Consider the following 24,948-nt stretch of genomic DNA (forward strand, 5'->3'; position numbering starts at 1 on the left):
AGAAAGAAGAGTTAAAGATTGAAAAGTTAATAAAAGAATAGATCGCAAAATAAAAAAATGTCAAACAATACCTTAGATAAGGTAACAACGACAATGAAATTAGAAAATAATCCAAGTATTATGAAACAATACTACCTACTTATACTAACCCTACTCCTATCCTTCCACATCGTGGCAAGTACAGGAGATAAGGATACCAAAAAATCTACTTCAGAAGAAACCGTTGCTCCGGTAGTACCACCAATCATGATGAGTCGTTCTTTTGCAGATCTTAATGTTAAGATTGAGAAAGATTTAAAAACGCTTGTTAAAAGCTCTGAAGGACAAGATTTCTGGCAAAATGAGCTGTACGAACGTTTCGAAACGGATACGGTAGCTAATAACCTGAGAGGAAAAGCAGAAGAAGTAATTAATGAATTGGTTGAAGGAGATAAATTTCTTGAAACCTTAACTGAATATATTACTGGTCAAACTCCGGTTACTTTACCCATAGGAATAAAGAAAGAGATAGGTAGCTCTGAATTTATCATGGGAGTAAGCCAGATTAAGATTGGTAAAGACTATTCGGAACTAGAGATCTTTGTTCGGTTAAAACTTCCACAAATTGATGAGACAGGAAAGCAAAGAGAATTGTTCTTTGGTGCCAGTCGTGTAAAACTTTCTCATAAAGGAGGATTGTTTGGAGATGCCGATTTAGTGCTATTAGGAGATGTAGGTATTCCGTTCCAAGGAAAAGAAATTATGATGATCCTCAAAGGAGGATTTGATCTAGAAACAGGAGATCTTAATAAAAAGACCTACGTAACTATCGATTGTGATGGATTTAAAGAACTAGGATTAGCAGTTGATGTAGAATTCTCAAGAAAGAAACTACTTCCAGTAAAAGCAGATAACACAATAGATAATTCTACTATCCCTGGAACAAGTATCAAGAAAAAGGTGACCACCAGTTTCGAAATGATAGCTAGTGATTGGAGTGATATTCTTATTGAAATCAATATGCCGAGATTTCAGGTACCATCCTTAAAAAACACCATTTTCGAACTCAATACCGCCGTTTTCGACTTTAGTGACCTTAGGAATTCACCAAATATGCAATGGCCGAAGGACTACCAACAAACTTATTTGATTGCAGGCGAGGAAGATCTATGGCGTGGTGTATACGTACAATCGGTTACAGTTGTGCTTCCGGAGCAATTCCAAAGAAAAGGAAGTAATGAACGTATTAGTTTTGGAGCAGAAAAATTACTCATTGACAATAATGGGGTTTCTGGTAATTTTAAGGCAGAAAATATCCTACCCGTTAATGAAGGAAATGCAGATGGATGGCAAATTTCTGTAGATCGATTACAGGTCAATTTTGTGGCTGGTAGTCTTGCCGGAGCTGGGTTTGGTGGAGTTATTGTATTACCAGTAACAACAGAAACTGTTTCAGGAAAACATACAGAGACCTATGAAGATGATAACGGAGATGAAAAGACTCGATTAGCGACTATAGATTATGAGTCTAATGGAACTACAGTCTTAGTATACAATGCTTTGATTGATCCAGTCAATGAAGAATATGTATTGAACGCAAGTCCTGCTGAAAGTATCGCTTTCGATATTTTTAAAGCTAAAGCTACACTCACCGAAAATAGTTTTGTAGAACTTAGATTAACCGAAGGAAAATTTAGGCCCAAAGCAGTTTTACATGGAAATATGGCTATTAAAGGATCTAACGATGGATCCACGTCAGCAACGGCAACAGCAGATTTTGAAGGAATTACATTCCAATATTTTCAATTACAAACGGTAAGTCCGATCATTAAAATTGGCCATGCCGGATATACAGGAGAGGTAAAAGTAGCTAATTTTCCGGTTACTATATCGGAAATAGGAATACGAGCAAAAGATAATATTGCAGCATTAGATTTCACGATTGCCATCAATTTAATGGGTGAAGGTGATGGAGGATTTTCCGGAGCTGCGAGTTTATCAATTGAAGGAGATCTGAAACAAGGTGAAGGTTTTGAAAAATGGAAATTTAAACGGGTAAAACTTCGTCGTGTTGAAATAGAAGCCGATATGGGCTTCAAAATCGAAGGATTTGTAGAATTCAGAGAAGATGATCCCGTATATGGTGATGGTTTTGCCGGAATGGTAAAAGCTACTTTTAGCGGAGGAATTGCGGTTAGTATTAGTGCGACCTTTGGTAAAACAGATTTTAGATATTGGTATGTAGATGGACTCGTAGAAGGGTTAAATATTATAGTTCCTACAGGCTTTGCCATTACAGGGTTTGGTGGTGGTGCCTACTATCGCATGAAGAAAGATGGATTTAGTTCTAATATAGCAGTTGGAAGTTCCGGAGCAAATTACGTCCCCGATCGGGATTCTGGTCTTGGAGTAAAAGCTATGATGTTATTTTCTATTGCTGGAGGAGCCACTCTGGTTAATGGAGGTTTTGGTTTCGAAGTAGCTTTTAATAGTAGTGGAGGTATCAATAGAATTAGTCTATATGGAGAAGCACATCTATTTCAAGAAGAACAATATCAAGATGCTGGAGATGAAATCTCAGAAAACTTCGGAGGTATTGTAGAAAACGAATCTCAAATGCCAGATGCTGTAGAAAACCAATTAAAAGAAACCGATTTGATGGAAGCTTCTAAAGCTATTTATCCTGCAGTAATGACGGGTCAAAAAGGCATGAACGCTTATGTAGCAATAGAAATGGATTTTCAGGCAAAAACCTTCCATGGTACTTTTGAATTGTACATTGATTTATTAGGAGGAGTATTTCAAGGAGTTGGAGAAGGTGGTCGCGCAGGATGGGCAGTGATCCACTTTGGTCCTAGAAAATGGTATATTCATGTAGGAACGCCAACGGATCCAGTAGGATTGAAAATCGGAGTAGGAAGTGTGGCTTTGACATCCAAGAGTTATTTTATGATGGGTGATTACATGCCTGCATCACCACCACCACCACCTCAGGTAGCCGAAATATTAGGACTAGATGCAGAAGTGTTAGATTATATGAGAGATGAAAATGCACTCGAAGCCGGTCGTGGCGTTGCTTTCGGTTCTAGCCTTGATTTTGATACTGGAGATATGACTTTTTTAATATTTTATGCTCGATTCAATGCCGGTTTTGGATTCGATATTATGGTTAAAGATTATGGTGATGCCATTTGTAGAGGTAGTGGCCAGATTGGTATAAATGGTTGGTACGCAAATGGACAGAGTTATGTATATCTACAAGGATCCTTAGGAATTAAAATTAAATTTTTCGGAATCCGAAAGAAGATACCAATTATTGAAGTTGGGGTAGCTACTTTAATGCAAGCTAAACTACCTAATCCTGTTTGGTTTAGAGGATATATCGGTGGGTACTATAACCTATTAGGAGGATTGATCAGAGGGCGATTTAGATTCGAATTAGAATTTGGAGAAGAATGTGATATTATTAGTGGTGGTTCTCCTTTAGAAGACATCAAGATCATTGCGGATATATCTCCTAGAGATAAAACAAAAGAAATTGACGTATTTGCTGTTCCGCAAGTAGCATTTAATATGCAAATAGGATCTGAAATTAGAGTTGAAGATGAAGAGTATAACATTCATTATTATCGTTTTAAACTAGATGATTTCTGGATAAAAGATAATAATGAAACTATTCTACAAGGAGAAACTACATTAAGTAACGAAAATGACCTTTTAAGTTTTACTCCTACCGAAGTTCTTCCATCTCAAACTGCTATGAGTTTACACGTTTCAGTCACTTTTGAAGAAAAAATAAACAATGAGTGGGTGCCTGCAACCTATAGTGGAGAAGTAATAAAAGAAGAAGAAACCATTACTTTTACGACGGGTACTGCGCCAGATTATATTCCTTTAAACAATATTGAGTATACCTATCCAGTAATTGGACAAAAATATTTCTTCCCTAAAGAATATAACGAAGGGTATATAAAACTAAAAAGAGGACAAGCCTATTTATTTAATATTGATGCAGGATGGTCTCAGCGTTCGTATTTTGTTGATGATAATGACATGGCTGTAGAAAGCTCCGTTTCTTATAATACAGCTGAAAAAATGGTTAAAATTCCATTACCGGAAATAGATAATTCTAAAGAATTCTCTTTAAAATTATTAACATTACCGCCTAGTGCGTCATCTGGTACTACTACTGAAAATTATACATCAACTGGTGATGAAGAAAACAACGTAGAAATCAGAACTGTAAGTATTGATGGTTTAACCACCAATCCAGATACTATAGAAATGCTTTCTTATCAATTTATGTCTAGTAATCATGATACTTTTGCCGAAAAGATTACATTTAAAAAAGTTACGTCCCCACTTAGAGAGATCATATATGCCGATGTTCATAAATTAAAAGCAGTTGTTAACACTAGTGAACCTTTTGATATAGTAGAACTAAAAGGTAATCAATATACATTAGAGAAACCATTGATTCAAGTGGAAGCCGTGTTAGATGACACTTATTATAAAGATGAAATATACCCCTTGATCTACAAAAATTACCCTTTAAAACCAGGGTTTACCGTAGATAGGGACATATCTGAAATGGGATTCCCTCCAGTAAAAGGAATGGATCAATTAACCTGGTATCAAACATATCTAGAAAACAATGTAAATAGTGAGTATTTGAAAGAACGAATACCGCATTCTTATAATTTACCTATTTACTATAAATCTGATTTTGTTGATATTAGATATAAAGTAGTAAATGCTTTTATGCAAAACCCAGACGCGTTTCAAAATCAAATTGCGGATTACGATTATTTAATAAACGGAGTATTTCCTTATATAAAACCAGGAAATTATAATAGTACTTATAAATATGTACTACCTGGAGGAATTAATGGAACATCGGCTGATTTTATGTACGTGAATCCAAATTAATCCTTCAACAGATTCAGGATGATTTTAACACAAATTTTCAAAAAACTGATCGAAGTCAAAATAAAAACGAAAGGTTGAAAAACATAAAAATGAATAAACAATTAATCATAGTAATACTCATACTGCTCTTTGGCGAGAAAATCTCTTTTGCACAATCAAAAGAGCTATTATCAGAAGTTAAAGTAATAGCTAGGGCTCAAGAAGATAGAGTGCTTTTACGATGGACATTAAACACACCAATTTCTTGGAGAAAAGGAAACCGATATGGATATACCTTAGAACGTTATACGATTTCTCGAGATCGTAAAACATTAACTAATCCAGAAAAATTAATTATAGGTCAAAACTTTATGCCAGTACCTATGATGGAATGGGAAGCCATTGCCGAAACCAATGACAACGGAGCAATTATGGCTCAAGCATTATGGGGAGAAAGCTTTGTAGTAGAAGGTAATGGAGGCCTAGCCTCTATTATCAACCGTGCAGAAGAACAACAACAACGTTTTGCATTTGGTTTATATGCGGCAGATCAAGATTTTGAAATTGCCAAAAAGGCAGGGTTAGGATATGTAGATACTACTGTAAGATCTAATGAAAAATATTTATATAAGGTCATATCCAATATCCCTGAAACTGAATTACAAACTAAAGAAGGAGGAGTTTACATAGGTGTTATTGATTATGAGCCACTTCCCGAACCTGTCGATTTTGTAGGTATTTTTCAAGATGGAGCTACACTGTTAAGTTGGAATTCTAAAATATTAAAAGCTACCTATAATAGCTATATAATAGAACGTTCTGAAACAGGAGACACTTTTAAAAGATTAGGTGATATTCCTTATACAGCAATTAATAAAGAAAAGTCAAAAAATGCTCGTACCATTTATGTTGATTCTATTACAAATGATAAAAATTATGTATACAGAATCAAAGGAGTCTCTTCTTTTGGAGAAATAGGTCCTGCTTCTAATATTGTTCAAGGAGAAGGTAAAAATGTATTAAAGTACGTTCCTCATCTAAAGACAAAAAACATAAAGTCGGAAAATGAAGCAGAACTCACCTGGACTTTTCCTGAAGAAGGCAATAATGACATTACTGGATTTACATTAAAAAGATCTGACACAGATCTTGGAGCTTATAAACCGGTTGTTACCAATATCCCTCCAACTGCTAGAAAAATTAGTTATGATAAACTAAGAGCTTCTAATTATTTTAAAATTACTGCTAATGGTAAGAACAATAATCAAAGGGATTCTTTCTCTATGTTGGTCCAACCCATAGACTCTATCCCTCCAGAAAAACCCATTGGATTAAAAGGCAAAGTAGATAGCACAGGAGTTGTCCAACTACAATGGGAACCTAATACTGAAGAAGATATTAAAGGATATCGAGTATACCGAGGTAACCTAAAAAACGAAGAATACTCTCAAATAACGAATTCTCCACATGAAAACCACACGTTTGTAGATACTGTAAAAGTAGAAAGTCTAAATGCTAAAGTATTTTACAGAATCATTGCAGTAGATCAACGATATAATATGTCTGAACCATCAGAAACAATAGAGTTAATAAAGCCAGATTTAATTCCACCAACATCACCTGTTTTTACATCTTATAATATTGAAGATGGCAAGGTAAAATTGGAGTGGGCAAATAGCTCTAGTCAAGATGTAGAAGCCCATTATATCTACCGAAAAGGAAAAGAAGATCCAAATTGGACCTTATTATATCAAAGTCCAAAATTTAAAAATAAGAGCTATCAAGATAAAAAGGTTGAAGAGGGTAACTACTACAGTTATACGATTATAGCAAGAGATATCAGTGGCTTAGAATCTAATCCTGCTCCTCCTGTTTCAGTTGTAATTCCAAAAACGACATTAAAACCTGGCGTTAAAGGTTTTTATGGAAGTGTAAACGAATATGACAAAACGATTTTATTGAGCTGGCGCTATAAAGATTCGGAAGTTTCAAGTTTTGAATTATTCAGAGCGATAGATGACAAACCATCTTCTTTATATAAAGTATTACCTGCAGGAACGAAAAGATTTACTGATAAAGGATTAACTATTAATACATCCTACAAATATATTATTAGAGCAGTGTTTCATGATGGTACTTATTCTAAATATAGCAGTATCAAAATAGATTACTAAACTTATGACTAACAAGATTTTTTATATTTACACCATTTTATTCCTGTTGATAGGGTCTAATATTAGTGCACAAACTAAATACACTGTTCAGATTGATCTTCCTGGAGGAGAATTCACTTCAATTTATACCGGAGCAAACCAAACCTACAGATATAGAATATTTAGAGGGAATACTTTACTAAAAGATAGTGGTACTATATCAAATTCTATTCCATCCATTGGAGGTAATAAGGTTTATGAAGAATTTGATCAAGCTCCAACACGAGCTATATTATCTTGGACTTCATCATATATTCTAAATACTTGTGATTTCAATAATAGTGAAATCCAAATTACCAACACAGATTGTGGTGTTTATAATATAGCAGGGGATTCGGGTGCTTTTTCTTGTACTACGGTCAAAGTATTCACAAATAATGTTTTAGTGCAACCGACTGATGATGTAATTTGTAGAAAGGAGACAATCCCTTTAACATCTAATACATGTGTCTCTGAGCAAGGAGTCGGATGGTATTATAGCCTTGATGGAGTGAACTATGAAAATACGCTAATCAGCACTTCTCTTAATAATAATCCGGTACAACTAGATCTCGAGACATTAAATATTCCACCTACATATACCGGGAAAATATATTTCAGAGGACAAATATTAATAAGTACAGGATTGTTCCAGTTCATTACTCAGGATTCTGATATTATCGAATATAATCTAATCCCTTGTTCTCCAGAATTGGATTCCAATATAAATCCAAATCCCGCACCAATTAATCCTATCTGTAGCGGAGATACAAATGGACGTTTCAGAATGACATTTGATCGAGACATTGGTCCACAGGAATATATTTCTGCTCCTTTAGATATTTCAGATGGATTTGGAGGGTGGATACAAACATCTCCTTTAGTTTCAATTAATCCAGGAGATTTAAATGCTAATCTTGAATATACCTGGCCAAATAATCTTGCTCCAGGATTATATAGAATCAAGTATCAATCAATATTTAATAGTAGTCAGGTAGGTTCAGATTCACCCCACTATGAATTTACAATTAGTACTCCAACAGCTGTTACTTTTAGTACTTCTTCAAATAACCCATCTTGTGCAAGTGGTCAAGGAACATCTAATGATGGAAGTATAACGATTAATGCCACAGGAGGAACTCCACCATATCAATACAGTATTAATAGTAGTGGTTTTACTACTTTTAGTGGTACTAGTATTACATTATCTAGAGGAGCCGGAACATATACTATTCGGGTACAAGACAGTAATAACTGTGATGGAACTTCTGGTGGAAACATTTCAGTTACAGAAACTATCAATCCCGCTACTGCAATAACCATTGCAAACACACCTCCCATAAATGTCACTCAATTCGGTGGTAATAATGGAAGTATATCTCCTGCGGTAAGTGGAGGAACAACACCTCCTTTATCCTATAGTTGGTCAGGACCATCAGGATTTTCTTCTAGCCAGTTAAATATCTCCAGCTTAATTGCCGGTACTTATACACTAACCGTTACCGATGCTCCAGAAGGATGTAGTACATCTAGAAGTTTTACGGTTACCCAGCCAGATCAACTCGTATTCAATTACCCTGCTACCGTTACCTCTGTAGATTGTAACGGAAATACCAATGGAGCTATTTCGATTACTGCTACTGGTGGATTGCCTGATTATAGATTCGAACTCTTTAAAAATAATGGATCAGGAACTTTTATTACTACAGGAGACAGATTAGATACATCCTCACTAACAACTACTACTTTTAGCGTTAACAATCTCGGTGCTGGAGAGTATCGAGTGCGTCTTACCGACAATCGTAATAATGCCAATCCTGATGTAGTCATTAATTCTACTACAATAACTATTAATGAGCCACCTGTTTTTCAAATTCAGAATGTCAATCCTATCGATGCGCTGTGTAGAGGAGATGCTACCGGTCAGATCGTATTAGATATTATTGGTGGAAGCAGTGTCTATCAAATCAGTATGATCAAAAGTGGAGATGCAGGATTTAGTAGAACCATTAACAACATCCCAAACAATAGTATTGGATATATTATTAACAATTTAGCAGAAGGAACCTATACACTAACCCTTACAGATGCTAATACTTGTACTGTAATTAATCCTACTTCCGAAAGAATTATAACCGTAGGAGAACCTACGACAAATGTGAGTGTAAACACTATAAATGTTGCCAGCCCTACTGCAGGAAATCCTGATGGTAGTATTGCTGTTCTAGGACAAGGAGGAACTCCTGGGTATACCTATTTGTGGAATACAGGGGCAACCTCTCCTACAATCAATAATCTTTCTGATGGAAACTACACTGTTACCGTTACAGATGCCAATGGTTGTGATGTAGATCAAAACTTTACACTAAACGAACTAGCCGTATCTATTTCAATTACTCCAGGTGAAGAACTCTTATGTAATGGAGATACTGCAGGATTTACTGCTAATCCTACTGGTGGTGATAATACATACACTTATAATTGGTATAATCAAAATAATCTATCCGCTAGTATTGGTACAAATCAAACCATCAGTGGACTTACCGATGGTGATTATATTGTCATTGTTACCGATGGAACAGGAGCTTCTACAACTTCTGCCGCTGTCAATGTAACATCACCAACCGCTGTAGTGATCAATGCAGTAACTTTTACTGATGTTAACTGTTTTGGAGGTAGTGATGGAACTATTGAAATTGATGCAGAAGGTGGAACAGAATCATTAGAATATTCCAGAAATAACGGAGCTTCATATCAAGCATCCAGCACATTTACAGGATTGCCTGTAGGAACCTATCAAATTATTGTAAGAGATGCCAATTTATGTGAAACCACAATGGAAGAACATACCGTAGGTGGACCGGTAAATCCTATAACGATTACAGGAACTGAAACCCATATAACGATTTTTGGACAAAACACAGGTGCTATTGCTGTGAATGTAAGTGGCGGTAATGATGGATTTACCTACAGCTGGACAGGACCTAATGGATTTACTGCTACTACCAAAGACATTTCTAATCGTATAGCAGGAAACTATATAGTAACCGTCCGAGATAATGGATTCACGAGTACTATGGATAATACTGGATGTATTGCAACCAGAAGTTTTGAAATTACAGAAGAAGATGAATTATTAGTTACGATTGCTTATGAAACTACGGATACCAATCTAAAATGTGATGGAGACGATAATGCTCGCTTATTCGCAACTGTAACTGGTGGGGTTACTCCGTATACTTATATATGGTCTAAAGAAACATCGGTTGGATCTGGTGTATTTGACACATTATCAGACACTTCTGCCTTATTGATCGGCGCAGATGAAGGTAACTATAGAGTAGAAATTAGTGATCCTAACGGAGCCATGACTACAGATCAGTTCTTTGTTGATGATCCGGAGCCTTTAGACATTACAATCTCTGAAACAGATATAAATTGTTTTGGAGATACCACAGGAGCGATTGATATAGCCGTATCAGGAGGTACACCGCCATATAGATATCAATGGTCTAATGGGGCGACTACTCAGGATATTTCTGGAATTGCTTCTGGAGATTATACGCTCACTGTAACAGATGCTAATAATTGTATGATATCCTCTGCTGTAGTTACGATTACACAACCTACTGCTCCAATTGCTATAGATACTATTACCATTACAAATCTTACCGGTTTTCAAACTGGTAATGGAAGTATTAGTATTACGACCATTGGAGGAACTCCAGGATATACATACGAGTGGAGAATAGATGGAACAACACCTGTTATTGAAACAGCAGCTACCATCAATAACATACAAGCAGGTACTTATGAAGTAACCATTACCGATACTAACAATTGTACACTAATAGACACTTTTGTTGTAACACAACCTGATCTTTTAGAGGTTACAAACATACAGCCGGATAGTCAACTCCTTTGCTTTGGTGATACAACAGTATCCTTAACTGCAACGGTAGCTGGTGGAGTAACACCATATACCTATCGATGGTATAATACAATCGATAACACTACTACACTATCCACTGCAAATACAGTCACTAACCTTGGAGTTGGAACCTATGAAATAGCCGTGACTGATACGAATGGAAATCTGGCTACTGATACCTTTACTATTATCGAACCACCTTTATTACAAGCTACCTATACAACTATAAATGTTTCTTGTAATGCAGGGAATGATGCTAGTATTGATCTAACAGTTACCGGTGGAACTGGAGCATATGCGTTTTTCTGGAGTACTGGTGACAATACCCAAGATGTTTCTGGGCTTAGTGTTGGAACATATACAGTAACCATAAGAGATGTAAATCTTTGTGAAACGAACCTAACCATTGACATAACAGAACCTGCGGCAGGATTGAGTATTACTAATGCTAGTATTACCGATGCTTCTGGTAATGGATTGACCAATGGTAGTATTGAGGTAACAGCAGATGGAGGAACTCCCACATACACTTATAATTGGACAGATAGTACGAATACTCCTATAGGAACCAATAGTAATCTATTAAACAATATAGGTGCTGGAAATTATTTCTTAACACTTACAGATGCTAATAGTTGTGTTCTTGGACCTATAGCATATACTGTAGCGGAACCTGCTCCCTTAATGGTAACAACTTCTGAAACCGCCATTGCTTGTTTTGGTGAAAATGGAGAACTATTTGCTAATGTAACGGGTGGTGTACCACCGTATTCCTATCAATGGTTTGATAGCAGTAATACTCAAATAAGTACTACTAGTACTTCTGGTGCTATTCCTACTGGAATATATCGGGTAGTTGTCATCGATGCGAATACCAATCAAACAGAACTAAGTAATATCAATCTGACTCAACCCGATCTTCTAGAAATTACCAATATTAACATCACTGATGTAGGCTGTTATAATGGTAGCGATGGAAATATCGAAATTACAGTCTCTGGTGGTACAGGAAACTATACCTATCAATGGAATACGTTAGGATCAGCAACCAACATACTCTCGAACATAACTGCAGGAGATTATAATGTAACTGTGACTGATGAAAATAATTGTTCTGTGAGCAGCGGAACCATTACTGTAGCGCAACCAGTAGTATATGATATCACCAATGTAGCTATTATACGTCCTTCAGCAACAGGAACCACAGATGGTAGTATTGCTATCTCCATTACTGGAGGAGTAGCACCATATACCTATCAATGGACGGATAATACAAATGCTGTAGTACTACTAGAATCTAATGTAACTAGCACTTCAAGTACCTTAGCCAACCAAGCAGAAGGAACTTACAACATTCTAGTTACGGATGCGGATGGATGTACAATTAATGATACTTATAACTTAGCCAATCCTGGTGAATTACTAGTATCTATTAATCAAACACAACAAATCAGTTGTTTTGGAGGAAGCGATGGAACCCTCGAAGTAATCACTACTGGGGGTGTTGGAGGAAACAACTATCAGTGGTTTGATGCAACAACAAATACACAAATAGGAAACACAAATATACTGAGTGGTATTCCTGCTGGATCCTACTATATCATTGTCAGCAATGCGGAAGGAATCTCTGAGCAAAGTGCAATATTTACTGTATCCCAGCCTTTAGCTGTAACTGGAAATCTTGCAGGAGATAATCCCGATTGCTTTGCAGGTACTGATGGAAGTATTACCATCACAGCTTCTGGAGGAAATGGTAGCTATACATATCGCTATCGAGTAATAAATGGTACATACAGTGACTGGATCCCATTTAGCAATGGACCTACTACACAAATTGCAAACTTAACCGATGGAATATATCAAATACAATTGCAAGATACTAATGGGTGTTTCTATGAAGATAATGGAAGTATTGGAATACTATCTATACGATTGAATCAACCAGATCAGTTGATCGTAGCTTCTGTATTACTAAATGATCCTACTGGCTTTGGACTCACTAATGGGAATATTACAACTACTACTTCAGGGGGAACTCCTCCGTATACGTATCAGTGGTCAGACACCAATGGAACATTATCACAAACAACGGCAGTACTTGCTGATATTGGCGCAGGAACGTATACCCTAACCATAACAGATGCGCTAGGATGTCAGACTTCTGAAACATTTACACTGAATCAACCTGAAGAATTACTAGTATCCACAGAAATTGTAAATATTGTGCTGTGTAATGCAGACACTAACGGAAGCTTAAGAGCTATTCCAACTGGGGGAATTGGTAACTATACCTATCAATGGTTCCAACAAGGAAACACAACGCCTATCGGTACTAATGCCGTACTTACTGGTATTGGAGCTGGAAGTTATTATGTAATTGTAACGGACACCAATAACAATACTGCTCAAAGTACAACCATAGCACTTACACAACCTGATCCACTACAACTAAGCTTAACCGCTGACTTTATTCTTTGCGGAGATGGAAATGATTGGAGAATTGAAAGTACAATAACAGGTGGAACAGCTCCGTATTCCTATTTCTGGGATAATGCAAATGGAACAACGCCTAATCTGTTGGATGTATTACCAGGAGATTATACCCTTACTGTACAAGATAGTAGAGGATGTAGTACTACTCAAAACATAACCTTAACGCCTCCTCCATCGCTAGAGAATACGGTAATAACAACAGATCCTACTTGTTTTGATGGAAATGACGGAACTATTGATATAACACCTACTGGTGGAACGCCTCCTTACACCTTCTTCTGGGATAATGGAGCCAATACAGAAGATCTTACAGGACTGACAGCAGGACTTTACTCTGTAGAAATATTTGATAGTAAGGGATGTTCCATCATACAAGATTTTGAACTTGTCGATCCCGAGGAACTTATAATCGATCTGGGAGCTGATAAAACATTATGTCTGGGACAAACCTATACAATAGATGCTACCATTAATGATCCGGGAGCAACCTATCTATGGCAAGCCGATAATGGGTTTAGTGCTGATACACCACAAGTGACTCTATCCGAAACTGGAAGCTATACCGTATTTGTAACAACAGAATTAAGGTGTGTCAGTACAGACACCATAGAAATTACAGCATTACAAAATGAAATAACAGCTGAGTTTGTAGTATCTACTGATCTTTTTATAAACGAAAGTTTTGTCATTGTGGATGTTAGTAATCCGCTACCGGATACCGTAGCATGGATACTACCTACTGAAGCTGAGCAAATAGATATAACTGATCGTTATGCCGAATTACAATTTAATCAGCCTGGTGAGTACGATATTACGTTAAGAACAACCGTAGGGGATTGCGAAACTTTCTTTACCAAAACTATAACTGTTAGAGAAAGTACTTTTGATAGAGAACAACAAAATCAAAATGGATTACAACAATACCTGATGTATCCTAATCCTACCAGAGGAAACTTTACAATAGAACTTACTTTTGATCAAGAAACACCAATCGATATCAAATTATTTAGTATCGCTAATAACAGCTTATTATATCAACATCAACAACAAGGCGAAACTCAATATAACATACCATTTAATCTTGAAGGAATAATACCTTCTGGAATATACTTCCTATTGCTCGAAACGCCACAAAAAAGTTACGTGAGAAAAATTATAGTGGAGTAGATTGAATGAACAATGATATCTTTAAAAAGAAAAACGCCGCTAATTAGCGGCGTTTTTATATAATTAATATAATGTCTTAAACTATTGATTTTCTGACAACGGTATTGGCATAATATTAAACACTTGATCTCCTGCTCTATCGATTGGTAAAGTATTAGATAAGTCATACCTTCTTAAATCAAACATTCTATGGTTTTCACACCATAATGAATATCTTCTTTGCTCTAACATTTCTGTAGTTAATTGAGCCTCTGTAGGTGTAGGAGTACCATAATCTTTATCTCCAATATTCGCAGCATTTCTAATAACATTAATAGCAGTTTCAGCATCTCCCAAATTATTTGCTAAGATACTTGCCTCTGCATATAACAATATTAATTCTTCATTTCTAATAATATCTATTGGAGCCACATTAGATGCATACAATCTAATTTCGTGAGTTCCGTTTAGTCCATCTTGAGCACTTGCTGATGGCCTCACAGCTGCTTTAGCAGCAACTCTCGTATCTCCAGCTTCGGCATCATTTATCCAACTATCGTGAACAATAATCTGATCAGCATTATTTGGTTCCTCTGCAGATGCTGAAGGTGAACGAAAAACACCATTAGGTTGATCTCCGGCACCTAATCCAAAAACAAACTTAGCACCCATAGTTAAACTTCCTGTTAGATCAAAATAAGAATTTGACAATTCTGTAAGTGCTCCTGAACCATCTCCTGCATAAACAGCAGCAAGAGCTGCAATCGCTCTATTAAACAAAATAAACTCCTGAATAGTAATTTCAGTATCATCATCGCGAACATCATCTCCCATTTCACCAGATGTATCAATTAAATCACCAAAACCAGAAATAGGAAATAAAAATTGGTCCAATGGTCCAAATCCGCTCAAATCACTTTGCGCTTCATTTAACAAACTTCTGATTTCTACCAAAGTAGCATCAAAACCTAAAAAAGGACCAAGATTATCAGGATCAGCAACATCTACTCTCGCGGTACCGTATGATTTTAAAATCTGAATAAGCTCATATGCTATGTATGTTTTAGCAAAACCTCTATAGCCATTTTTATCTGTCTCATCTATAACCTGCGTATTATCCAAAGCTTCTAATAATACATTAGCATTTTTAATGCATCTATAGCTTCCAATAAATTGAGCAGTACTATAAAAAGAGTTATTATCTAATTGAATTCCATTCTTCCCTAATAAATCTCCAGTATTTCGAGGATCTGCATCAAATAAATATAATTCTCTAGCCAATGTTCCACTAGCTGCTGTTTCAATTCCATGACCGTTTCTAGAAGTCGCTTGGACTCCTATTGCTAATTCATTTAATTGTCGCAAGGAAGCATTAGTTTCCACACCTTCAAGACTAGGTCCATTAGGATCAATCTCTTCATCAAAAGAACATGATGCTGTTACCATAAAAAGCAAAACAAGCACCAGATGATATTTCGTTTTCATTATTAATCTATTTTTCATTATCGCTTATTTTAAAAATTAACATTTAGGTGGAAGTAAAATTGTTGTGAACTTGGAAAAGGGGTTACTTCTATACCACTAGATAAACCCGCTCCACCATTTACAGATACTTCAGGATCATAACTACTATAATCCGTAATAGTAAATAAATTTCTACCTGATATTCCTAATTTTACACCTTCTACTGTTTCTCCAAAAAGCCCTTCTACAATATTTGTAGGAAATCTATAATAAATTGCCGCTTCCCTTAGTCTTACATACCCCGCATCTTCTACAAAACGTTCTGCATTGGCAGCAGTTCCTAAACGAGCTTGTCCTTCTGGAGTTTCTAAATCTGGAGAAGTTTGTCCTAAATCAGTAAGAAACCTTGATAAATTAAGGTTTTCTCCTCCTTGTTTCCATTGTAATAAAAATGAAACATCAATTTGTTTGAACAATGTAAATTGGTTATTAAATGCCATTTGGAAATCTGGTTCCACATTCCCAACTTGTTGTAAACTTGCTTCTATTGGACCATCACCATCAGGATCTATATTACCAACAATCTGTGTTACAGGCTGTCCTTCTTCTATAAAAAAGGTTCCTAAACCTGTTCCAAAACCAGCTCCAGGTTGTGCAAATGCAGGCACATCTAAACGCGTTACTTCAGATCTGTTAAAATAAAACTGAACTCCAGTATTCCAATAGAAATTATCACTTCTATACACATCTCCACGTACTGCCAATTCTAAACCTTCATTCACTAAATCTGCTAAATTGGTAGTTTCAGTAGTAAAACCAGATGAAGAGGGAACATTTCTTGATAGTATTAAATCACTTACTTTTCTATTGTAATAGGAAGCTTCAAAAGAAATTCTACTATCTAGTATTCCTATATCCATACCTACTTCAAATTCAGCAGACGTTTCTGGTTCTATATCTCTATCTCCTCTAGTATCAACGCTAAGTCCTCCATTACCACCAATATTACTTGGATTCAAACTTGTAAAGGCAGAACCAAAAGCTGCAGATGAACCTGTTTCTCCATATGCAGTTCTAAACTTCAATTGATTAATAGGTTCAAATTGCCAAAAATCAAAATTAGCAATATTTATGGCTAAAGAAGCTTTAGGAAAACCATAAAATTTGTTTACATCTCCGTTTAACGTAGACTTATCCAATCTATATCCTAATGTTCCAATAATTTGATCTTTATAGTTTCCTTCTATCTGTGCAAAATATCCAAAATCCTTTTGATTTGATCGTGTTTGATCAATTACTTGATTTACAGATTGGTCAACACTAGTTTGCCCTCCAAATAAATTAGAACCTCTACTGTTTACCAAGTTTGCTTGTTGTTCTAAATAACTAACACCTCCTTGAGTAGTCAAGTTTAAATTGCCATCTAAAGCAGTATGATCCCATACAGCAAAGGCTAATAAGTTAAATTGAGTAAAATTATTTCTTCCTTCTGCTACAAAACCTTCTTGATTACCTACTTGAGCTTGATGAGTTTCTGGTACGTAAACATATGTTTCGTTTGCTAAATAATCAACACCCCCATTTACCACAAATTTTACTTTATCTTTCTCTCGAGTCAGTAATTTAGTAGTAAACTTTATCCCTTGTATAAATCGATTATTAGAATCTTCGTTTTTAGCTTGGTCTCTAACAAATATTGGGTTTCCAGGATAATTTGGATTATTAGGATAATTACCGTCTGCATCCGGAAATAAGTTATTCCAAGGTCTTGTAAATGCAAGCGTATAACCAAAACTTAATCCTCCTTCATTTTCATTTCCAGTAAAACTTCTACTAGAATTACTTCTTACATAATTTGAAGACAAAGAAACATCAAAAATATCTGATATCTTATGATCAATATTACTTCGAATAGAAAATCTATCGAATCCTGTATTCTTTATAATACCTTCTTCATCACGATAAGAACCACCTATATAAAACCTTGTTTTATCACTACCTCCACTGGCACTTAATTTTGTTTCTGATATAAAACCTACATTCCCATAAATTTCATCCTCATAATCTATTAATCCACCGCTCGCAACAGCATTATTAAAAGCTGCAACTTCTGCTTCTGCAGCAGCTCTAGATCTTGCCTCTGCAGCAGGATCATCTGGATTAGGTGTGAAAAATGAATTAAAAACACTGGTTGCCGTCCAAGGACGTAATCCCAATTTATTCTGTATCACATTAATTCCTGTATCTTGACTAAATCTAATTTTAGTTTTTCCTCCTTTACCCTTTTTGGTTGTAATAATTACTACACCCGCATTGGCTCTAGTTCCATAAATTGCAGCGGCAGAAGCCCCTTTTAGGATTTCAATATTTTGAATATCATTAGGATCTATATCCGCTAATCTATTTCCTGAATTTTCTTCATTTCCTCTATTTGCTCCAGAAGCAAAACGCAGACCTGATGGAATTTCAACATTATTGATATATACTCCATCTACGATAAATAAAGGTTGATTGTTTCCATTAATAGATGAAATACCTCTCAATCTTAATGCGGTTCCACCACCTGGTGCACCAGAAGAGGCTGTTATATTAACACCTGTTACCTTACCATATAAAGCACCATCTACTGTTGTTTGCCCAGTATTACCAATCAATTCTTCGGATGATACTGTAGATACAGCATTTGCTAGATTTGCTCTTTTTATAGAAGAACCTAATCCTGTTACAACTATTTCTTCTAATGCTTCTAAAGATTCTGTTACTTGAACAGTGATTGCCCCAGCATTTTCTACAGTTACTAGTTTTGTAGTAAATCCAATAGAAAATATTCTTAAGGTTACCGGAAGATTGCTAACAGTAAGTGAAAAATTACCATCAATATCACTCGCAGTTCCATTATTGGTACCGTCTTCTACGATGTTAATAAAAGGTACCCCTTCTCCGGTACCTTCATTGAGTACCTTTCCGGTTATTGTTTCTTGTGCAAATAGCACGACCGGAAAGAAAAACAAGAATAGCAAAAGCCCCTTGCTAATTTGTGACTGTTTTTTCATAATGATTTGTTTATAAGTTTGCCTAAATCTATTAAAACATTATTATAAAAAAATGTTAAAACTAACACATGTTAGCTAAAAAGATATTGACAATGAGGTAGTTATATGCTAAAACCATAAAAAAAACAAGTTAAAACCACAACACTTACTAGTGTACAAGCATTACTAAATCACGCTCTCATTTTCACAAAAACTAAAGATATTTAATATTAAACTTCTTATTTTTGCAGCCTTAACAAATAGCTATGTATAGAAGTCATTCTTGTGGTGAATTACGCACCTCAGACATCAATAAAGAAGTAACCCTATCAGGATGGGTCCAAAAAGTACGAGATAAAGGATTTATGATATGGGTTGATCTAAGGGATCGATACGGTATTACTCAATTAATCTTTGATGAAGAACGTACTTCTTCTGATGTTGTGGAAAAAGCTAAAACCTTAGGGCGTGAGTTTGTTATACAGGTAAAAGGAACTGTTATAGAACGGGAATCTAAAAATCCAAATATGCCTACCGGTGATATTGAAATTTTAGTTTCTGAATTGAATATTTTAAACGAATCTCATACACCTCCATTTACTATAGAAGATGAAACGGATGGCGGGGAAGATATCAGAATGAAATATCGTTATTTGGATATAAGACGTAATCCTGTAAAAGATAGCTTAATGTTTCGTCATCAGGTAGCAATGAAGGTTCGCAACTATTTATCAGAAGCAGATTTCATAGAAGTAGAAACTCCATACCTAATTAAATCAACTCCTGAAGGAGCTCGAGATTTTGTGGTTCCTTCTCGTATGAATGAAGGTCAGTTTTATGCTTTACCGCAATCTCCTCAAACCTTTAAGCAATTGCTAATGGTTGGTGGAATGGACAAATATTTTCAGATTGTAAAATGTTTTAGAGACGAAGATCTTAGAGCAGACAGGCAACCAGAATTCACACAAATAGACTGTGAAATGGCTTTTGTAGAGCAAGAAGATATCTTGAATATATTTGAAGGACTTACTCGTCATTTGATTAAGGATATTAAAGGTCAAGAAATTAGTGATTTCCCAAGAATGACCTATGATGAAGCTATGCGTACTTACGGTAATGACAAACCAGACATTCGCTTTGGGATGAAATTTGGTGAACTAAATGAAGTAGCACAACATAAGGAATTTAAAGTATTTAATGATGCTGAATTAGTGGTTGGAATTGCTGTTCCAGGCGGTGCTTCATATACAAGAAAAGAGATTGATAAACTTATTGATTGGGTAAGACGTCCACAAGTAGGCGCACTAGGAATGGTATATGTAAAATGTAATGAAGATGGAAGTTTTAAATCATCTGTAGATAAGTTCTATGATCAGGAAGATCTGTCAAAATGGGCAGAAACGACTGGAGCAAAAGCTGGAGACCTTATTTGTATTCTATCGGGTCAAGGTAATAAAGTTAGAGGACAGTTAAGTGCTTTAAGAATGGAATTAGCTGAACGACTAGGGTTAAGAAACCCTGAAGAGTTTGCGCCATTATGGGTAGTTGATTTCCCGTTATTAGAATGGGATGAGGATACCGAACGTTATCACGCAATGCATCATCCTTTTACCTCTCCTAAACCGGAAGACATTCCTTTATTAGATTCTAAACCAGGTGATGTAAGAGCTAATGCCTATGATTTAGTACTGAATGGAAACGAAATCGGAGGTGGATCCATACGTATTCATGATAAAGAAACACAGGCATTAATGTTTGATCATTTAGGGTTTACTCCAGAAGAAGCTAAAGAACAATTTGGTTTCTTAATGGATGCTTTTCAATATGGTGCTCCTCCTCATGGAGGAATCGCATTTGGGTTTGATCGACTTGTAGCTATTTTGGGAGGTCAGGAAACCATACGAGATTTCATTGCATTCCCTAAGAACAATAATGGTCGAGATGTTATGATTGACGCTCCTGCCAATATTGATCAAGGACAACTCAAGGAATTACATATTCAACTAGATTTATAAAAACAAAAGATCCCGCCAAAAGCGGGATTTTTTGTTAATTTTGATGTATGAAAATCTTTAAGATTGTTGTTAAGGTTCTATTAGGATTAATCATAGTATTTGTATTATTTCTTTTTGGAGTATATTATTTTAAAATTGGAAGGTACAATGTAGATGACCAAAAATACCCATACTATATAGGATACTTAAATCCTCAAAATACTTTTTCTCCTGAAGGGTTTATTTTGTGTGGTGATAAAGAAGCCGTCTATAAAACCCACCATGGAGCACCTAAAATAGCCTACTCCCCAAATAAAGGAATTTATGATCGAAGGATACGTTCTAATTTTTTTAAAAACAGATTTAATGATTCTGGTTATATAAATTTTAGGTTTATTGTAAATTGTAAAGGAGAACCTGGGAGGTTTGAAACCATACAAACCAATTTAAATTTAGAAGAAACATCGCATAATTCTGATTTAGTGAGACACCTTTTAGAGTTAACCTCTAATCCAGAAAACTGGAATATTTTTATACATGAAAACCAACCAAGAAATTACTATACTTATATTTCTTATAAAATAGAACATGGAGAAATTACAGAAATACTTCCTTAGTTTCGTCATAGCTTCAATAGTAATAGCTTGTAATTCTAATTTATCCGAAGAAGAACAGCAAGCTAGAGCTGATGAAATGATCAATAGCGGAAATATCATATTAAGTCCACATTTTCAGGGTTCTCCTAAAATGATGACTTATGTTGAAGAAGCCATTGCACTTGATCCTGAAAGTGCAGATGCCTGGAGAGAATTATCAATTCCATATTTAAAAAGGGGGATGCCAAATAAATGGAAACCGCTTTTTGATAAAGCAGTAGAGCTTGATCCGGAAGAATGGCAAGGTTGGAGAGGTTATTTATACCTCTATTTTTATCGTAATTATAAAAAAGCAATCGAAGATTTTAACGCTACGGATATTCTTACACCAGATTTTGACGATGCTCCACAAGGTCAGAGTGTTAATTATATGAGAGGAATTGCGTATTTAGGGCTAAAAGATTATACCAAATCTCTTTCTTATTTTGATGCCTATATAAATGATCAAGCTAATTCTTCTGGAGAACAATATGCCGAGGTAACTGCTTTTTTATACCGAGGGATTGTTTACTACCAAACTAATGACTTTGAAAATGCAAAAAAAGATTTTTTAAAAGTTCTGAAGTATTCTGGAAACCATTATGCAGATGCTCATTATTATCTGGCTAAATGTTTTTGGAAAGAGCGTAAGAAAAATGAAGCTTCAGTACATATTGAAAAAGCAATTGAAGATTTTAATTTGGGGTATTTTCATTCGCGAGGGTATGTAGAAGTTTTATATCAAATTTATAGTCAGGATTTAGAAGAATTAAACAATCTAATTAAAAATAACTACCTTTAATCTAAACCTAGACTAACCCATATATGCCAGCTAAAAAAAAGACACTACTTCATAGGTTTTTGATTTGGCGATATCGTCATATTTCGAATAAAAACTTTGTACTTATTTTAAGTGTATTTGTAGGGTTTTGCGCTGGTCTTATATCTCTTTTGCTTAAGAATATCACACATTTAATCCAAGTAGTTCTGGAAAGTGATATCATATCTTGGCAAACGTCTTTTTATTTTGTTATTCCCGTTATTGGGCTTCTTATCGTATATGTTATTACTAAATTTATAATCAAGAAAGATGTGAAATCGGCTATCCCTCTGATTTTATACTCTCTTTCCAAAAAAGATGGAAAAATAAAATCATTGAGTGGATATTTACCACTTCTTCTGGCTCCAATAACAGTTGGTTTTGGAGGTTCAGTTGGACTACTTGGGCCTGCAGTCGGCTCTGGTTCAACTTTGAGTTCAAATATTAGTTCACTATTTAAACTAGATACCAAAACTGGATTTTTATTAATTGGTTGTGCAGCTGCTGGAGCTATCTCTGCTGTATTTAAATCCCCTCTAGCCGGTTTGGTTTTTGCCGTTGAAGTATTTAGTCTTGATTTGACTTTGGCTTCATTGTTACCTTTATTATTTGCCTCGGTATCTTCTATTATAACTTCCTATTTTTTTCTAGGAGATGAAGTGTTATTTAGTTTTGATGTCATAGAAAAGTTTGATATTTATGACACTCCTTTTTATATAATTCTAGGAATAGGAACAGCCATTGCTTCCATTTATTTTACCAAAATGTATTTTGGGATTCTACACTTCTTTGATCGTTTTCCAAAAAAAATTCATCGTTTACTAATTGGTGGATTAGCTATTGGAATTATGTTATACTTTATTCCTCCACTTTATGGTGAAGGTTTAGGGTTTATTAACGATTTACTCAGTGGAAATCATCTCACAGCGATTGGAAACACTCCTTTTGATGATATGACGAATAGTGTTTGGATGATCATAGCATTACTTACAGGGATTACCATATTCAAAGCTATTGCAATGACAGCCACCTTTGCTGCAGGAGGATCAGGTGGTATTATAATTCCTACGATGGTCATGGGTAGTTCATTAGGCAATGTAGTTTCTAAAATAATAAACAATCTAGGTATGGGGTTTGAAGTATCCGAAGCTAACTTTACCTTATTAGGAATGGCGGGACTCATTGCAGGTGTATTACACGCACCTCTCACTTCCATATTTCTTATTGCAGAAATCACCTCTAGTTATGAATTATTCGTTCCGTTAATGATCACCACATCGATATCGTTTATCATTTCTAAAAATAGAATCGAACATAATATTTATACACGAGAATTAGCCAAACAAGGTCATTTACTTACTCATGACAAAGATCAAACTGTACTTACTCTTATGAAGTTAGATGATTGTATAGAAACTAATTTTATTCCAGTAAACCCTACACACACTCTAAAACATCTATTAAGTGAAGCGGTTGCGAAATCTAACAGAAACTTATTTCCTGTTGTAGATGAATCAGATACCTTGATAGGAATAGTAACACTAGATGATATAAGAGATATCATGTTTGATATTTCTTTATATCATAAAACTACAGTCGAAATGTTAATGACTCAGGTAGATATTGCTATCATTTATGAAGATGATGATGTTAAGACCTCTATGCGCAAATTTCAGGATACAGGAGCTTGGAATCTGCCAGTAATCAAAGAGGGAAAATATTATGGTTTTATCTCTAAATCCAAATTATTGACCGCATATCGTAGAAAGTTGATTAATTTTACTCGCTAGTTGAAACATCTAAAAATGAAGTATCTTATTCGAATATTATTTATTGGCGTAGTCGTTCTTGTTGCTGTTGGTTATTATCACAAAAACTCTGGTGATCACGCTACTGGTGATAAATGGGTTGGCATCGGAATACTGTTAGCTTCTTTTATATTAATGCCCATATTTATCTATCATAGATGGAAAAATAAAAAAGTAAAAGATTATATGTTGACTGAAGAAAATCTTAAAAAAATGAGAGATTTTAACAATAAAGAAAAAACTGACAAAGACTAAAATTATGCAAATATTTACATTTTGGTAACAAATTGTGTTGTATTAAAAGCTACCTTTATGTTATAAATATTATCTTATTACAATGGAAGGAACAGTAAAATTTTTCAATGAATCCAAAGGCTATGGGTTCATTACCAACGACGAAACAGGAAAAGACATCTTTGTGCACGCCTCTGGATTAAATGGCGAAGCACTCAATGAAGGTGACAAAGTAGAGTATCAGGAAGAAGAAGGAAGAAAAGGAATTATCGCAGCTCAGGTTCGGGTAATTCATGATTAAGATAAGAATTC

11 protein-coding genes are annotated in these 24,948 nt (G+C 35.3%); 9 read left to right on the forward strand and 2 right to left on the reverse strand.

What is annotated here, in order from left to right; translation table 11 throughout:
* Positions 1-57 precede the first annotated feature (57 nt).
* The 3 genes from Q0975_RS02945 (at position 58) to Q0975_RS02955 (ending at position 14,670) form a co-directional block, all read left to right on the forward strand.
* Positions 58-4,908 (forward strand): hypothetical protein, encoded by a 4,851-nt coding sequence (locus tag Q0975_RS02945; protein ID WP_299432847.1) that lies wholly within the window; start codon positions 58-60, stop codon positions 4,906-4,908.
* Between the two features lie 89 nt (positions 4,909-4,997).
* Entirely contained in the window at positions 4,998-7,061 is a 2,064-nt protein-coding gene (locus Q0975_RS02950) for a hypothetical protein (RefSeq protein ID WP_299432850.1), read from the forward strand.
* Between the two features lie 4 nt (positions 7,062-7,065).
* A complete protein-coding gene (locus Q0975_RS02955; RefSeq protein ID WP_299432853.1) occupies positions 7,066-14,670 on the forward strand; it encodes a T9SS type A sorting domain-containing protein in 7,605 nt (2,534 codons plus the stop codon).
* Positions 14,671-14,751: 81 nt separating this feature from the next.
* Here the strand turns inward: Q0975_RS02955 and Q0975_RS02960 are convergent, their stop codons facing one another.
* Complete coding sequence (locus tag Q0975_RS02960) at positions 14,752-16,152, reverse strand: RagB/SusD family nutrient uptake outer membrane protein (protein WP_299432856.1); 1,401 nt, start codon at positions 16,150-16,152, stop codon at positions 14,752-14,754.
* An 11-nt stretch (positions 16,153-16,163) separates the two neighbouring features.
* The gene (locus Q0975_RS02965) at positions 16,164-19,166 is read right to left on the reverse strand and encodes a SusC/RagA family TonB-linked outer membrane protein (protein WP_299432859.1); all 3,003 of its coding nucleotides are present in this window, start codon (positions 19,164-19,166) and stop codon (positions 16,164-16,166) included.
* Positions 19,167-19,411: 245 nt separating this feature from the next.
* Between Q0975_RS02965 and aspS the strand changes: the two genes are divergently transcribed.
* The 6 genes from aspS (at position 19,412) to Q0975_RS02995 (ending at position 24,937) form a co-directional block, all read left to right on the forward strand.
* Positions 19,412-21,160 carry an aspartate--tRNA ligase gene (gene aspS / locus Q0975_RS02970; protein ID WP_299432862.1) on the forward strand — a complete coding sequence of 583 codons (1,749 nt, stop codon included), beginning with the start codon at positions 19,412-19,414 and terminating at the stop codon, positions 21,158-21,160.
* Between the two features lie 47 nt (positions 21,161-21,207).
* Positions 21,208-21,756, forward strand: coding sequence for a hypothetical protein (locus Q0975_RS02975; protein ID WP_299432865.1), 549 nt, complete (start codon positions 21,208-21,210; stop codon positions 21,754-21,756).
* A complete protein-coding gene (locus Q0975_RS02980) occupies positions 21,728-22,576 on the forward strand; it encodes a tetratricopeptide repeat protein (protein ID WP_299432868.1) in 849 nt (282 codons plus the stop codon). Before Q0975_RS02975 ends, Q0975_RS02980 begins: the two co-directional genes overlap by 29 nt.
* 23 nt (positions 22,577-22,599) lie before the next feature.
* Positions 22,600-24,384 (forward strand): chloride channel protein, encoded by a 1,785-nt coding sequence (locus Q0975_RS02985; protein ID WP_299432871.1) that lies wholly within the window; start codon positions 22,600-22,602, stop codon positions 24,382-24,384.
* 15 nt (positions 24,385-24,399) lie between these two features.
* Positions 24,400-24,657, forward strand: coding sequence for a hypothetical protein (locus tag Q0975_RS02990; protein WP_299432874.1), 258 nt, complete (start codon positions 24,400-24,402; stop codon positions 24,655-24,657).
* A gap of 82 nt (positions 24,658-24,739) precedes the next feature.
* On the forward strand, positions 24,740-24,937 hold the full coding sequence (locus Q0975_RS02995; RefSeq protein WP_118459283.1) for a cold-shock protein: 198 nt from the start codon (positions 24,740-24,742) through the stop codon (positions 24,935-24,937).
* The last annotated feature ends 11 nt before the right edge of the window (positions 24,938-24,948 follow it).

It is taken from the genome of uncultured Aquimarina sp. (genome assembly GCF_947500065.1).
In the GTDB taxonomy this organism is placed as follows: Bacteria; Bacteroidota; Bacteroidia; order Flavobacteriales; family Flavobacteriaceae; genus Aquimarina.